We start from the raw sequence: 12,857 nt of genomic DNA, 5'->3' as shown, positions 1-12,857 counted from the left end.
GCCATGACGAAGTTCCGTACCCTCGACGATGCCGGTGACCTGCGGGGCAAGCGCGTCCTCGTCCGCGTCGACCTCAACGTCCCGACGGAGAACGGCCGCGTCACCGACGCGACCCGCATCACCCGCGTGCTGCCGACGATCCGGGAGATCGCCGAGGCCGGCGGGCGCGTGGTGCTGCTCGCGCATTTCGGCCGCCCGAAGGGCAAGCCGGACCCCAAGGATTCCCTGCGCCCGATCGCCGAGGCGCTGGGGCGGGAACTCGGCCGCCCGGTCGCCTTCGCGGAGGACTGCGTCGGCGAGGCCGCCGCCAAGACCGTGGGGGCGCTGCGCGACGGCGAGGTGGCGCTCCTGGAGAACACCCGCTTCCACGCGGGCGAGGAGGCGAACGACGAAGGCTTCGTGCGCGCCCTGGCGGCAAATGGCGACCTCTACGTCAACGACGCCTTCTCGGCCGCCCACCGCGCCCACGCCTCGACCGAGGGCCTCGCCCGCGCGCTGCCGGCCTATGCGGGCCGCCTGATGCAGGCCGAACTCGACGCCCTGACCAAGGGCCTCGAAGCCCCGGCCCGGCCGGTGCTGGCGATCGTCGGCGGCTCCAAGGTCTCGACCAAGATCGACCTCCTGGAGAACCTGGTCGGCAAGGTCGACGCCCTCGTCATCGGCGGCGGCATGGCCAACACCTTCCTGCACGCGGCCGGGATCGGCGTCGGCAAGTCGCTCTGCGAGAAGGACCTCGCCGGCACGGCTCTGCGCATCATCGAGGCGGCGCGGCAGAAGAACTGCGCCATCATCCTGCCGGTCGACGCCGTGGTGGCGGAGGAATTCAAGGCGGGCGCCCCCCACCACACCTACGGAATCGACGCGATCCCCGAGACCGGCATGATCCTCGACGTCGGCGGCCAGTCGGTGGAGCGGGTGGCCGCGGCCCTCAACGACGCCCGGACGCTCGTCTGGAACGGGCCGCTCGGCGCCTTCGAATTCCCGCCCTTCGACCAGGGGACGGTGGCGGCGGCCCGCCACGCGGCCGAGCGCACCAGCGCCGGCAAGCTCGTCTCGGTGGCGGGCGGCGGCGACACGGTGGCGGCCCTCAACCACGCGGGCGTGGCGGAGCGCTTCACCTACGTCTCGACGGCGGGCGGCGCCTTCCTGGAATGGCTGGAGGGCAAGCCGCTCCCGGGCGTCGACGCGCTGAAGGCGTGAGGCAACGGTTCAGGGTGGCGCGGTTAAGAGCATTTTTCGACGAAGTGGCTGCCGGTTCGTCTCAGAAAACGCGGTAAGATCAAACACCTAGGGCAGGGTCCGGTTGCCGTGCGGCCGGATCCTGCCCTAGGACGGCGCCACCCGATCGCCTATACTGGTCACATATCGGTACTCGTGGAGGATTGACGATGGCGCGCATCACGCTGAGGCAGCTACTGGACCACGCGGCCGAGCACGGCTACGGCGTCCCGGCCTTCAACATCAACAACATGGAGCAGGGGCTGGCGATCATGGCGGCGGCCGACGCCACCGATTCGCCGGTGATCCTGCAGGCGAGCCGCGGCGCGCGTTCCTACGCCAACGACGTCGTGCTGGCCAAGCTGATCGACGGGCTGGTGGAGATCTATCCCCACATCCCGGTCTGCATGCATCTCGACCACGGCAACAACGAGGCGACCTGCGCCACCGCGATCCAGTACGGCTTCACCTCGGTGATGATGGACGGGTCGCTGAAGGCCGACGGCAAGACCCCGGCGGACTACGCCTACAACGTCGCCATCACCCGCAAGGTCGCCGAGATGGCCCACTGGGCGGGCGTCTCGGTCGAGGGCGAGCTCGGCGTGCTGGGCTCGCTCGAGAGCGGGCAGGGCGAGGCCGAGGACGGCCACGGCGCCGAGGGCACGCTGAGCCACGACCAGCTCCTCACCGACCCGGACGAGGCGGTGAAGTTCGTGGAGGCGACCAAGGTCGACGCGCTGGCGGTGGCGATGGGCACCAGCCACGGCGCCTACAAGTTCACCCGCAAGCCCGACGGCGCCGTGCTGGCGATGAACGTGATCGAGGAGATCAACCGCCGCCTGCCGAACACGCATCTCGTGATGCACGGCTCCTCCTCGGTGCCGCAGGAGTTGCAGGACATCATCAACCAGTACGGCGGCGAGATGAAGCCGACCTGGGGCGTGCCGGTCGAGGAGATCCAGCGCGGCATCAAGCACGGCGTGCGCAAGATCAACATCGACACCGACAACCGCATGGCGATGACGGGCCAGATCCGCAAGGTCCTGGCGGAGAACAAGGCGGAGTTCGATCCGCGCAAGTATCTCAAGCCGGCCATGGAGGCGATGACCAAGCTGTGCAAGCAGCGCTTCGAGGAGTTCGGCACGGCCGGCCACGCGGGCAAGATCCGGCCGATCGCGCTCTCCGAGATGGCCAAGCGCTACGCCGCCGGCAAGCTCGACCCGGCCTTCGGGGCGAAGCAGAAGGCGGCGGCGGAGTAGGGGACAAGCCGGCCGAGCAGAATACCCGCCGCGTCGCCGCGGCGGGTATTCTGTTGCGGCGGGCGACGCCGTCACGAGCGGCCCGGTGTCGAGCCGATCCTGATCCCATACCCGGGCAAACGTCGGTGTCCGGATGCGATGAGCCGCCGTGGAAGAAGGTTTCGGGCGCGGCTTCGCCGCGGAGCGTGGCGTTACGGAAATCCCTGAGCCGACGATTAGGTTCGCCTCCTGGACAAGGGCAGCCGTCGCCGACGTGTATGACTTTGTCATGCACACTGCTATGATAGGCGCCCGACCGAGAGCGTGAACCCATGAGATCCAGCAAGCCCGTGACCGTGACGCTCGGCGACATGCAGGAGCGCGTGGAGGCCCGGGTGCGCTCCGGGGCCTATGCGTCGGTCAGCGAGGTCATCCGAGCAGGCTTGAGGGCGCTGGAGCGCGAGGAAGCGACCCTCGATGCGGTGATGCGCGCGAAGTTGCGCGAGGCGCTGGACGATCCCAGCTCAACGCTCCCCGCGGATCAGGTGTTCAACGAGTTGCGCGCATATCATGCGGATCGGCTGAAAGCCGCGAAGCATGGCGCTTGATCTCGTCTTCCATCGGATCGCGAAGGCAGACCTTTTTGGGATCTGCGATTACATTGATCAGCAGAGTGGCCCAACCCGGGCAGGAGGGTACATCGACCGCATCGAAGCGGCGTGTGCCCGCCTCACTGCGTTCCCAGAACTGGGAACGCCGCGCGACGACATCGCCGCAGGCGTGCGGACCTGGGCGATGGAACGGCGCGTCCTCATCGCTTACCGACTGAATTCAGGTTAGCTGGAAGTCCTGCGGGTCCTTTACGCCGGTCGAGATTTCCGAGCGGACCAGCTGCCGCCCGAGCCATGAATGACCGCGCCTCGTGGAGGGCGCGTCGAAGCGTCGAACCCCTGAGAGCGTGAGAGAGGTGAAGTCCCGGCGGCCGAACTCACACCAACACCCGGGACCACGACGTCACTGCACCCGCGGCCCTTCGGGCGCCATATTTTTGAAGCGTTGCCTCGCCACACAGCGCCCATGACCACGTCCAAATCCCCGGGCCCGAAGTCCCCCGACCGCAAGCCCCGCGCGCCCGAACCCCCGCCCGCGACCCGCCTCGTCCTGCTGGCGGGGCCGGAGGCCGGCCCCGACCTCGCGGCGCGCCTCGTCGCCGCCTGCCGGGACGGCGACGTGGCGGCGGTGATCCTGCGGCTCGCCCCGGTGGATGAGCGCGCGCTCATCCGGCAAGTGAAGGACCTCGCCCCCGCCGTGCAGGAGGCCGGCGCCGCGCTCGTCGTGGCCTGCGAGGCGCCCGGCATCGACCCGGTGGCGCTCGCCGCGCGGGCGGGGGCCGACGGCGTCCACGCCGCCTGTGCGGACGAGCCCGGCGACGCCCTGCGCGACCAGCGCGAGCGCCTGCGCGACGGGCGCATCCTCGGGGCGGGGGGCCTGCGCTCGCGCCACGCCGCCATGGAGGCCGGGGAGGCGGGGGTCGATTACGTGCTGTTCGGCGAGGAGCCCCGCGCCACCCGGGAGAGCACCCGCGACCTCGCCGCCTGGTGGGCGGAGATCTTCGAGACGCCCTGCGTGGCGCTCGCCCACGACCTCGACGCCGTGGCGGAGCTCGCCGCGACCGGGGCCGAGTTCGTCGCCCTCGCGCCCGCCCTCTGGGACGCCCCCGGAGCGGTGGCAGAGGCCCAGGCGCGGCTCGCTGGAGCCTCGGCGTGAGACGGCTCATCCCCGCGGGGCGCATGCTCCTGGTGGCCGGGGCGGCCATTCTGGCCGCGCCGGCCCTGTTGGCCGGGACGGCCACCGCCGGGACCTCGAACACCATGCCCAGCGCCCTGCTGCCGGGCTCTTCCACGCTCCCGCCCGCCACCGGCAGCAGCGACCCGAAGGCGGACGTCGCCTATGGCGCCTACCAGCGCGGCTACTACAACGCCGCCTTCCGGGAGGCGACGAAGCGCCTGGAGACCAACCGGCGCGACGCGCCCGCCATGGTCCTGCTCGGCGAACTCTACAACCAGGGCCTCGGAGTGCGGCAGGATCCGGCCAAGGCCGTGGAATGGTACCGGCTCGCGGCGGATCTCGGCGATCCGGCGGGCATGAACCTGCTGGCGACCATGGCGCTCGAAGGCCGCGGCATGAACAAGGACGTGGCGGCGGGCCGGTCCTGGCTGGAGAAGGCTGCCGCCAAGGGCGAGCCCACCGCCTGCTACAATCTCGCCCTGATCCTGCTCGGCACCGGCGCGCCCGCGGATCTGACCCGGGCCGCCGCGCTCCTGCGCCGCTCGGCCGACCAGGAGGTGCCGGCCGCCCAGCACGCCCTCGGGATCCTCTACCTGAAGGGCCGCGGCGTCGCGAAGGACGCCGCCCAGGCGGCCTCCCTGTTCCGGCGCGCCGCCGACAACGGCGACGTCGCCGGCGAGGTCGAGTTCTCGATCCTGCTCTTCAACGGCGAGGGCGTGCCGAAGGACGAGGCCCGGGCCGCCCGCTACTTCCGCCACGCCGCCTACCGGGGCAACGCGGTGGCGCAGAACCGCATCGCCCGCCTCTACGCGGCCGGGCGGGGCGTGCCGAAGAACCTCGTCGAGGCGGCGGCCTGGAACATGGCGGCCAGCGCGCAGGGGTTGAGCGACGCGTGGCTGACCCAGGCGCTGGCCGGGATCACGCCGGAGGAACGCGCGCGGGCCGAACGCCTTGCGGCGGACCGGATGACCCCTTAAGGCCGGACCCCAACCTCCAGAGGGCAACCGGCCGGGCGCGCCCCGCGCGAGCGCCGCCGCGTGCCGCCAGCGACCGGGACCGCCTGATGATCAACTCTCCCCTGATGACCGTGATGGTCGACGCCGTGCGCAAGGCCGCGCGCGGGCTCAAGCGCGATTTCGGCGAGGTCGAGAACCTTCAGGTCTCGCGCAAGGGCCCGGGCGACTTCGTTTCGGCCGCCGACCGGCGCGCCGAGACCACCCTGCGCGAGGCCCTCATGAAGGCGCGCCCCGGCTACAGCCTCGTCATGGAGGAGGGCGGCACCATCGAGGGGCCGGACAAGACCCACACCTGGCACGTCGATCCCCTCGACGGCACCACCAACTTCCTGCACGGCATCCCGCATTTCTGCATCTCGGTGGGGCTCGAGCGGGAGGGCCAGGTCGTCGCGGGCGTGATCTACGATCCGATCAAGGACGAATTGTTCATCGCCGAGCGCGGCAAGGGCGCCTTCCTCAACAACCGGCGCCTGCGCGTCTCGGCCCGCGGCGACCTCGCCGACGCGCTCGTCCTCTACGGCTCGCCCTATCTCGGCCGCGGCAACCACCCGCGCCTCCTCAAGGAACTCGCCACCGTGATGGCGGTGACGGGGGGCGTGCGCCGCTTCGGCTCGGCGGCCCTCGACCTCGCCTACGTGGCCTGCGGGCGCGCCGACCTCTACTGGGAGCGCGACCTCCAGACCTGGGACATGGCGGCGGGCCTGATCCTGGTGCGGGAGGCCGGCGGTTTCGCCACCAATGCCGAGGGCGGCCCGGACGCGCTCGCGGCCCGCTCCGTCGCCTGCGGCAACGAGGCCCTGCACCGCGACCTCGTCGCCCTCCTCAGGAAGGCGAATGCGTGAGGCGGGCCGGCGGCGCCGGCCCGCGCCGCCGCCCTCCGTTCCAACCCGGCCCGATCCCAGAAGGCAGCCCCCATGGACCCGCACATGCTCTCCGCGCTGAAGGACGCGATCCGCTCGATCCCGGATTACCCGAAGCCCGGCATCATCTTCCGGGACATCACCACGCTGCTGGGCGATCCCGGCGCGTTCCGCCGGGCGGTCGACGCCCTGGTCCATCCCTTCGCGGGCGGGCGGATCGACCGCGTGGCGGGGATCGAGGCGCGGGGCTTCATCCTGGGCGGGGCGGTGGCCCACCAGCTCTCCTCGGGCTTCGTGCCGATCCGCAAGAAGGGCAAGCTGCCCCACACCACGGTCTCGATCGCCTACGCCCTCGAATACGGCACCGACGAGATGGAGATCCACTCGGACGCGGTGAAGCCGGGCGACCGGGTGGTGCTGGTGGACGACCTCATCGCCACCGGCGGCACCGCCGCGGCCGCCGTGAACCTGCTGCGCCAGATCGGCGCCGAGGTGGTGGCGGCCTGCTTCGTGATCGACCTGCCGGAACTCGGCGGCGCCGCCAAGCTGCGCGCCCTCGACGTGCCGGTCTTCACGCTGGTGGAGTTCGAAGGGCATTGAGGCGGGCGGTTCCGTCGGCATAGGCTGCGGGGGAGAGGCGGGGTGTCTCTTTCGTGCGGGTAGGGCTCTGCGAGGACAGGAAAAGCGCGGGGAACCCCTCTCCCGGCTGGGAGAGGGGCAGGGGTGAGGGTGGCTCGGCTTTCGCAAGAAGACTGAACCGTCGAGCTGCCAGCGGCACGGTCCTGCCTTCTTGCTGAAGCGTCCGTCCCTCACGCGGGATCTCCGATCCCCCGACCCCTCTCCCACTCGGGAGAGGGGAGGCGCTCCCTTTCCTGATCGGGAACAGCCTGTCCGCACGACGGCATCCCGCGTGCGCCAACCCTCCCGGAGCGCCCCATGACCGACCTCACCGCCCGCCGCGCCGCCTTCCGGTCCCTCCACGGGCAGGGCTGCTTCGTGATGCCGAACCCCTGGGACATCGGCACCGCCCGCTACCTCGCCGCGCTCGGCTTCCCGGCGCTCGCCACCACGAGTTCCGGCTTCGCCTTCTCCCGCGCGCTCCCCGACACCGACTGGGCGGTGCCCCGGGACGCGATGCTCGCCCACATCGCCGAGATCGTCGCGGCCACCGACCTGCCGGTGAACGCGGATTTCGAATCCGGCTACGCCCACGACCCGGACGGGGTCGCCGAGAGCGTCCGGCTCTGCGTGGCGACCGGGGTGGCGGGCCTGTCGATCGAGGACGCGACGGGCGATCGGGACAAGCCGCTCTACGACCTCGACCGCGCGGTGGCGCGCCTGCGCGCCGCCCGCGCGGCGATCGACGGATCGGGGGCCGACGTGATCCTCACCGGCCGCTGCGAGGCCTACCTCACCGGCCATCCCGACCCGCTGCGCGAGGTCCTGCACCGCCTCCAGGCCTACGCGGAGGCCGGCGCCGACGTGCTCTACGCGCCCGGACCCCGGCGCCGCGAGGAGATCCGCGCCGTGGTCGCCGCGGTGGCGCCGAAGCCCGTGAACCTGCTGATGGGCACCAATGCGGGCCTGACCGTCGCCGATCTGGAGGCGCTCGGCGTCCGGCGGGTCAGCGTCGGCTCGGCGCTGGCGCGGGCGGCCTGGGCCGGCTTCATCCGGGCGGCGACACGCCTGCGGCAGGAGGGCAGCTTCGCGGGCTTCGACGGCGCGGCGGGCTTCTCCGACCTCAACGGCTTCTTCCGCAAGGACCTCGCGGCGCGATGATCCCCGACACCGACCCCGCCACCGGCCTGCCGATCGGCGCACCCGTCATCCCCTCCGACCCGGCCCCGCGCCCGGAGCGCGTCACCCTGCGCGGGCGCTTCGTGACGCTGGCGCCCCTCGACGCCGCCGCCCACGGCCCGGACCTCGCGGCCGGCGCGGTCGGCCCCGGCACCGAGGCGCTCTGGCTCTACATGCCCCGCGGGCCCTACGCCGAGGCGAGCGCCTTCCTGGAGGACCTGAGGGCCGGCGAGGCCTCGTCCGACCCGCTGTTCTTCGCGATCCTCGACGCCGCCACCGGCCGGGCGCTCGGCCACGCGACCCTGATGCGGATCGACCCCGCCAACCGGGTCGTCGAGGTCGGCAACATCCTGTACACGCCCGCCCTGCAGCGCTCGCCGGGCGCCACCGAGGCGATGCGGCTGCTGGCCGACTACGCCTTCGGCCTCGGCTACCGGCGCTACGAGTGGAAGTGCAACGCCCTCAACGCCCCCTCGCGGGCGGCGGCGCTCCGCCTCGGCTTCACCTACGAGGGCCTGTTTCGGCAGGCGGTGATCGTGAAGGGCCGCAACCGCGACACCGCGTGGTTCTCGCTCCTCGACACCGAGTGGCCGCAGGTGGCGCAGGCCCAGGCGCGCTGGCTCGCGCCGGAGAATTTTTCGGCGGACGGGAGCCAGCGCCTGCGCCTCTCGGTGCTGACCGCTCCGGCGATCCCGGGCCACCCCTTGCGCCGGGCGACGCGCGCGGACCTGCCGGCGCTCGCCGCCCTGCAGGGGGCCGCCTACGCGCCGAACCGGGCGCTGCTCGGGGTCGAGCCCCTGCCGCTCCTCACGCCCCCCGAGGCGCTGCTCGCGACCTACGAGGTCTGGCTCCTGGAGGAGGGGGGCGGCCTCGCCGGCGCCCTCGTCCTCGATCCGGCCCCCGACCACCTCCTGCTCTGGAGCGTCGCGGTCGACCCCGCCCGGCAGGACCGGGGCCTGGGGACGCGGCTGCTGGCGGCGTTCGAGGCCCGCGCGAAGCATCTCGACCTCCCGGATCTGCGCCTCTACACCGGGGAGAAGCTCGCGCGCGCGGTCGGCTGGTATGCGCGCCACGGCTGGGAGACGGAGCGGGTCGAGGCCCGCCCGGACCGCCGCCTGGTGCACATGCGCAAGCGCCTCGCGTGACGGGTGCATCGGGAGGGGGCAGCATGGTGGGACGTCTTGCGGGCAAGAGCGCCGTCGTCACGGCGGCGGGGCAGGGGATCGGCCGGGCCATCGCGGCGGCCTTCCTGGCGGAGGGCGCCCGGGTGCTCGCCACCGATCTCGACGCGGGGAAGCTCGACGGCCTGACCGGCGCCGCGACCGCCCCCCTCGACGTGCGCTCGGACGCGGCGGTGGCGGCCTTCGCCAAGGAGGCCGGCCCGGTCGACATCCTGGTCAACGCGGCGGGCTTCGTCCATCACGGCACGATCCTCGACTGCACCGACGCGGAGTGGGACTTCGCCTTCGACCTCAACGTGCGCGCGATGCACCGGACCATCCGGGCCTTCCTGCCCGGCATGCTGGAGCGCGGCAACGGCTCGATCGTCAACATCGCCTCGGCGGTCGGGTCGATCGCCACCGCGCCCAACCGCTACGTCTACGGCGCCACCAAGGCGGCGGTGATCGGGCTCACCATGGCGGTGGCCCGCGACTTCATCCGCCAGGGCGTGCGCGCCAACGCGATCTGCCCCGGCACGATCCAGTCGCCCTCCCTCGACGAGCGCATCCGGGCGCTCGCCGCCCAGACCGGCACCAGCGAGGCGGCGGCCCGCCAGAGCTTCATCGACCGCCAGCCGATGGGCCGCCTCGGCACGCCCGAGGAGATCGCGGCGATCGCCGTCTACCTCGCCTCCGACGAATCCCGCTTCACCACCGGCCAGACCCACCTGGTCGACGGCGGCTTCGCGCTCTGACCCCGGGAGATCGCCCATGCACATCCTGATCCTCGGTGCGGCCGGCATGGTCGGCCGCAAGCTCCTCGCCCGCCTCGTCCAGGACGGCAGCCTCGGCGGCGAGGCGATCACCCGCCTGACCCTGCACGACGTGGTGGCGCCCGAGGCGCCCGCCGTCCGCGTCCCGGTCTCGCTCTCGGCCTCCGACGTCTCCCTGCCGGGCGAGGCCGAGCGCCTCGTGGCGGGCCGGCCGGACGTGATCTTCCACCTCGCGGCGATCGTCTCGGGCGAGGCGGAGGCGGATTTCGACAAGGGCTACCGGATCAATCTCGACGGCACCCGGCGCCTGTTCGACGCCGTGCGGGCGGTCGGGGAGGGCTATCGCCCGCGCCTCGTCTTCACCTCCTCGATCGCCGTGTTCGGCGCCCCGATGCCGGACGCGATCGGCGACGAGTTCCTGTCGGCGCCGCTCACCAGCTACGGCACCCAGAAGGCGATCGGGGAACTCCTCCTCTCCGACTACACGCGGCGCGGCATCTTCGACGGAATCGGCATCCGGCTCCCCACCATCTGCGTGCGGCCGGGCAAGCCCAACAAGGCGGCCTCGGGCTTCTTCTCGGGCATCATCCGCGAGCCGCTGGCCGGGCAGGAGGCGGTGCTGCCGGTCTCCGAGACCGTGCGCCACTGGCACGCCTCGCCGCGGGCGGCGGTGGGCTTCCTGCTCCACGCCGCCACGATCGAGGGCGCGCGGCTCGGGGACCGGCGCAACCTCACCATGCCGGGCGTGGCCGTGACGGTGGCCGAGCAGATCGAGGCCCTGCGCCGCGTCGCCGGCGAGGCGGTGGTGGCCCGCATCCGGCGCGAGCCGGACCCGACCGTCGAGCGCATCGTGGCGGGCTGGCCGCGGGGCTTCGACCCGCGCCGCGCCCTCGACCTCGGTTTCCGGGCGGAGCCGGATTTCGAGACGATCATCCGCGCCCATATCGAGGACGAACTCGGCGGCCGCATCGCCTGACCGGGCCGGCGGCGGCGCCGGCACCGCGCCGCCGCCGTCAGGTCAGGGAGTTGCGCAGCAGGATCGACAGGCCGAAGGCCGCGGCGGCGCCCGCCACGGTGACGGCGATCCATTGCAGGCGCCGGGGCAGCACGGCGGATTGCGGCAGGGTCGGCTCCACCACGACGGTGAAGAACTCGACCTGGCGATCGGCGATCATCCGCGCCTGCTCGCGGGCGGCGATCATGCGCCCGTAGAAGGACAGCGCGTTCTTGCGGTCGACCTCGAGCTGCTCGTAGCGCGTCAGCGCCTCGGCCATGCCCGGGCCCTGGCTCGGATCCTGGCTCGTCGCCTCGTGCTCCAGCCCGGCGATCGTGGCGTCGAGCTGGGCGATCTGCGCCCTGAGGTCCTGGAGGCTGCGGGTGTCGCCCTTCAGGTCGCGCTCCAGCAGGGCGAGCCGGACCGCGAGGGCGATGCGCTGCTCGCGCACCGATGCGATCATCTTGGCGTTGACCCCGGCGGTCTTCTCGGCGTCGAGCAGGCCGTTGCGGTTGCGCAGGTCGCGCATCGTCACCTGGAGGTCGGCGAGGCGCTTCTGCGCGTCGTCGAGGGCGCGGTCGCTCTCGACCAGGGCGTCGTTCCGGGCCTTCTGGGTGAGGTCGTTGATGCGCCGCTCGCTCTCGGCGAGGATCGCCCGGCCGATGGCCACCGCCTCCTGCGGGTCGAAGACGTCGATCACGACCTTGACGATGCCCGTCCCCTCGGTGGCGATGTGGACGCGCTCGCGCCAGTAGCGCACCAGCTTCTCGATCGGCTCGCCCGGGTCGAACCGGGAGAACAGGTCGATGCCGTCGCGGGAGAACATCTGGCGCAGGGGGAGCTGGCGCTCGACCGCCTCCACCATCGGCCGGCTGGTGATGTACTCGGCGGCGAACACGATGTCCTGCGCCGTGAGCGCCCGCAGGGCGCCGGCGACGTCCGTGCCGCCGCCACCGCCGCCCTCGCTCTTCCCGCTCGACGCCTCGCTCGCCCCGACGGCCGGACGGATCGCGAAGCGCACCTCCGCCTCGTAGCGGTCCGAGAGGTAGAAGCCGAACACCGCGATCGCCACCACGATCGGCAGGACGAACAGGACGGCGAACAGCGTCGGGGTGACGTAGTCCCGCTGGCGCAGCGCCCGGGCCTCGCGCAGCTGCTGGCGCGGGTCGTTGTAGCGCGAGATGCGCGCCATCTGCCGCAGCGACTCGGAGATCATCCGCGAGCGCTCGACCGGATCGAGGGGCTGGCCTGTCGTCGGGGGCTGGGCGTCGGCCGTCATCGCGGGGTCCGGTTCGGGGACGGGGAGGGGGCGGGCGCGCGATGCGCCCGTTCCGTCCCCGCCGGTTCGTCAGCGCTCTAGGGCCACATCTCGTCCAGATTGTGAGGGGCGGTCACTCCGGCCGGCGGAGCGCCATGGTGCGCGCCACGAGCGCGCGGATCCGCGCGGGGCTGGCGACCTCGCCGAACAGGATCCGGTAGAGGATCGGCGCCACTACCCCGTCGAGCACCGTCTCCGGGTCCGGGAAGGCCTCGCCGCGCGCCGCCGCCCGCCGGGCGATGACCGCGATCTGCTCGCGCGTGAAGGTGCAGCAGCGCTGCGCCCCGCTCACGTCCGCCGCCGCCAGAACGTCGCGGATCATCGCGCGGCCGGGCGTCGAGGCCATCTCCTCCGCGTATTGCTCCGCCCAGGCCTCCAGGTCGGCGCGTCCGTCCCCCGTATCGGCCGGCTCGCCGTCGGGGCGGAGCCGCTCGACCGCCACGTCGGCCAGGAGTTCCGCGAGGCTGCCCCAGCGCCGGTAGATCGTGGAGGGCGTCACCCCGGCCGCCGCGGCGACCAGCGGCACCGTGACCTCCTGGCGGTCCATCCGCGCCAGGAGATCGCGCACGGCCGCCTGGACCGACGCCTGGACCCTCGCGCTGCGCCCGCCCGGACGCGGCCCCTGCCTCGCGCTCATCGCCACCCCGCCGTTCCGTTCCTCGCAAACGCAAACAATTTGCGTTTGTCGCTCCGGC

14 protein-coding genes are annotated in these 12,857 nt (G+C 72.6%); 12 read left to right on the top strand and 2 right to left on the bottom strand.

The features are described 5' to 3' along the window. Positions 1-3: 3 nt before the first annotated feature. From ACW9J6_RS21490 to denD, 12 genes are all read left to right on the top strand, one after another. Positions 4-1,200, top strand: coding sequence for a phosphoglycerate kinase (locus ACW9J6_RS21490; protein ID WP_457118552.1), 1,197 nt, complete (start codon positions 4-6; stop codon positions 1,198-1,200). A 188-nt stretch (positions 1,201-1,388) separates the two neighbouring features. Beyond that, on the top strand, positions 1,389-2,477 hold the full coding sequence (fba, locus tag ACW9J6_RS21485; RefSeq protein ID WP_457118551.1) for a class II fructose-bisphosphate aldolase: 1,089 nt from the start codon (positions 1,389-1,391) through the stop codon (positions 2,475-2,477). A 329-nt stretch (positions 2,478-2,806) separates the two neighbouring features. Further along, the gene (locus ACW9J6_RS21480; RefSeq protein WP_457118550.1) at positions 2,807-3,064 is read left to right on the top strand and encodes a type II toxin-antitoxin system ParD family antitoxin; all 258 of its coding nucleotides are present in this window, start codon (positions 2,807-2,809) and stop codon (positions 3,062-3,064) included. Continuing rightward, a complete protein-coding gene (locus tag ACW9J6_RS21475; RefSeq protein ID WP_457118549.1) occupies positions 3,054-3,296 on the top strand; it encodes a type II toxin-antitoxin system RelE/ParE family toxin in 243 nt (80 codons plus the stop codon). The genes ACW9J6_RS21480 and ACW9J6_RS21475 overlap by 11 nt, the downstream gene beginning before the upstream one ends. A 237-nt stretch (positions 3,297-3,533) precedes the next feature. After that, the gene (locus ACW9J6_RS21470; protein WP_457118548.1) at positions 3,534-4,223 is read left to right on the top strand and encodes a thiamine phosphate synthase; all 690 of its coding nucleotides are present in this window, start codon (positions 3,534-3,536) and stop codon (positions 4,221-4,223) included. Between the two features lie 23 nt (positions 4,224-4,246). Then, positions 4,247-5,221, top strand: coding sequence for a tetratricopeptide repeat protein (locus tag ACW9J6_RS21465; protein WP_457118580.1), 975 nt, complete (start codon positions 4,247-4,249; stop codon positions 5,219-5,221). Between the two features lie 86 nt (positions 5,222-5,307). Then, positions 5,308-6,102 (top strand): inositol monophosphatase family protein, encoded by a 795-nt coding sequence (locus ACW9J6_RS21460; RefSeq protein ID WP_457118547.1) that lies wholly within the window; start codon positions 5,308-5,310, stop codon positions 6,100-6,102. A 72-nt stretch (positions 6,103-6,174) separates the two neighbouring features. Beyond that, a complete protein-coding gene (locus ACW9J6_RS21455; RefSeq protein ID WP_457118546.1) occupies positions 6,175-6,720 on the top strand; it encodes an adenine phosphoribosyltransferase in 546 nt (181 codons plus the stop codon). A 336-nt stretch (positions 6,721-7,056) separates the two neighbouring features. After that, the gene (locus ACW9J6_RS21450) at positions 7,057-7,899 is read left to right on the top strand and encodes an isocitrate lyase/PEP mutase family protein (RefSeq protein ID WP_457118545.1); all 843 of its coding nucleotides are present in this window, start codon (positions 7,057-7,059) and stop codon (positions 7,897-7,899) included. Continuing rightward, on the top strand, positions 7,896-9,062 hold the full coding sequence (locus ACW9J6_RS21445) for a GNAT family N-acetyltransferase (RefSeq protein WP_457118544.1): 1,167 nt from the start codon (positions 7,896-7,898) through the stop codon (positions 9,060-9,062). The genes ACW9J6_RS21450 and ACW9J6_RS21445 overlap by 4 nt, the downstream gene beginning before the upstream one ends. Positions 9,063-9,085: 23 nt before the next feature. Next, the gene (locus tag ACW9J6_RS21440; RefSeq protein WP_457118543.1) at positions 9,086-9,832 is read left to right on the top strand and encodes an SDR family oxidoreductase; all 747 of its coding nucleotides are present in this window, start codon (positions 9,086-9,088) and stop codon (positions 9,830-9,832) included. Positions 9,833-9,848: 16 nt separating this feature from the next. Then, a complete protein-coding gene (denD, locus tag ACW9J6_RS21435) occupies positions 9,849-10,826 on the top strand; it encodes a D-erythronate dehydrogenase (protein WP_457118542.1) in 978 nt (325 codons plus the stop codon). Positions 10,827-10,863: 37 nt separating this feature from the next. Here the strand turns inward: denD and ACW9J6_RS21430 are convergent, their stop codons facing one another. Both ACW9J6_RS21430 and ACW9J6_RS21425 read right to left on the bottom strand, forming a co-directional pair. Continuing rightward, entirely contained in the window at positions 10,864-12,123 is a 1,260-nt protein-coding gene (locus tag ACW9J6_RS21430) for a capsule biosynthesis protein (RefSeq protein ID WP_457118541.1), read from the bottom strand. Positions 12,124-12,235: 112 nt separating this feature from the next. Further along, positions 12,236-12,799: a TetR/AcrR family transcriptional regulator gene (locus ACW9J6_RS21425; protein ID WP_457118540.1), complete on the bottom strand. Its 564-nt coding sequence runs from the start codon at positions 12,797-12,799 to the stop codon at positions 12,236-12,238. Between the last annotated feature and the right edge of the window lie 58 nt (positions 12,800-12,857).

It is taken from the genome of Methylobacterium sp. JK268, from assembly GCF_054052225.1.
Note: the sequence above shows the minus strand (reverse complement) of the source record. Positions and strands in the feature narration are given on the sequence as shown.

What these genes read in the sequence shown, in the direction of transcription:
- ACW9J6_RS21490 (WP_457118552.1), top strand. Translation starts at nt 4, where the DNA reads ATGACGAAGTTCCGTACCCTCGACGATGCCGGTGACCTGCGGGGCAAG.
- fba (WP_457118551.1), top strand. Translation starts at nt 1,389, where the DNA reads ATGGCGCGCATCACGCTGAGGCAGCTACTGGACCACGCGGCCGAGCAC.
- ACW9J6_RS21475 (WP_457118549.1), top strand. Translation starts at nt 3,054, where the DNA reads ATGGCGCTTGATCTCGTCTTCCATCGGATCGCGAAGGCAGACCTTTTT.
- ACW9J6_RS21470 (WP_457118548.1), top strand. Translation starts at nt 3,534, where the DNA reads ATGACCACGTCCAAATCCCCGGGCCCGAAGTCCCCCGACCGCAAGCCC.
- ACW9J6_RS21465 (WP_457118580.1), top strand. Translation starts at nt 4,247, where the DNA reads ATGCTCCTGGTGGCCGGGGCGGCCATTCTGGCCGCGCCGGCCCTGTTG.
- ACW9J6_RS21460 (WP_457118547.1), top strand. Translation starts at nt 5,308, where the DNA reads ATGATCAACTCTCCCCTGATGACCGTGATGGTCGACGCCGTGCGCAAG.
- ACW9J6_RS21455 (WP_457118546.1), top strand. Translation starts at nt 6,175, where the DNA reads ATGGACCCGCACATGCTCTCCGCGCTGAAGGACGCGATCCGCTCGATC.
- ACW9J6_RS21450 (WP_457118545.1), top strand. Translation starts at nt 7,057, where the DNA reads ATGACCGACCTCACCGCCCGCCGCGCCGCCTTCCGGTCCCTCCACGGG.
- ACW9J6_RS21445 (WP_457118544.1), top strand. Translation starts at nt 7,896, where the DNA reads ATGATCCCCGACACCGACCCCGCCACCGGCCTGCCGATCGGCGCACCC.
- ACW9J6_RS21440 (WP_457118543.1), top strand. Translation starts at nt 9,086, where the DNA reads ATGGTGGGACGTCTTGCGGGCAAGAGCGCCGTCGTCACGGCGGCGGGG.
- denD (WP_457118542.1), top strand. Translation starts at nt 9,849, where the DNA reads ATGCACATCCTGATCCTCGGTGCGGCCGGCATGGTCGGCCGCAAGCTC.
- ACW9J6_RS21430 (WP_457118541.1), bottom strand. Translation starts at nt 12,123, where the DNA reads ATGACGGCCGACGCCCAGCCCCCGACGACAGGCCAGCCCCTCGATCCG.
- ACW9J6_RS21425 (WP_457118540.1), bottom strand. Translation starts at nt 12,799, where the DNA reads ATGAGCGCGAGGCAGGGGCCGCGTCCGGGCGGGCGCAGCGCGAGGGTC.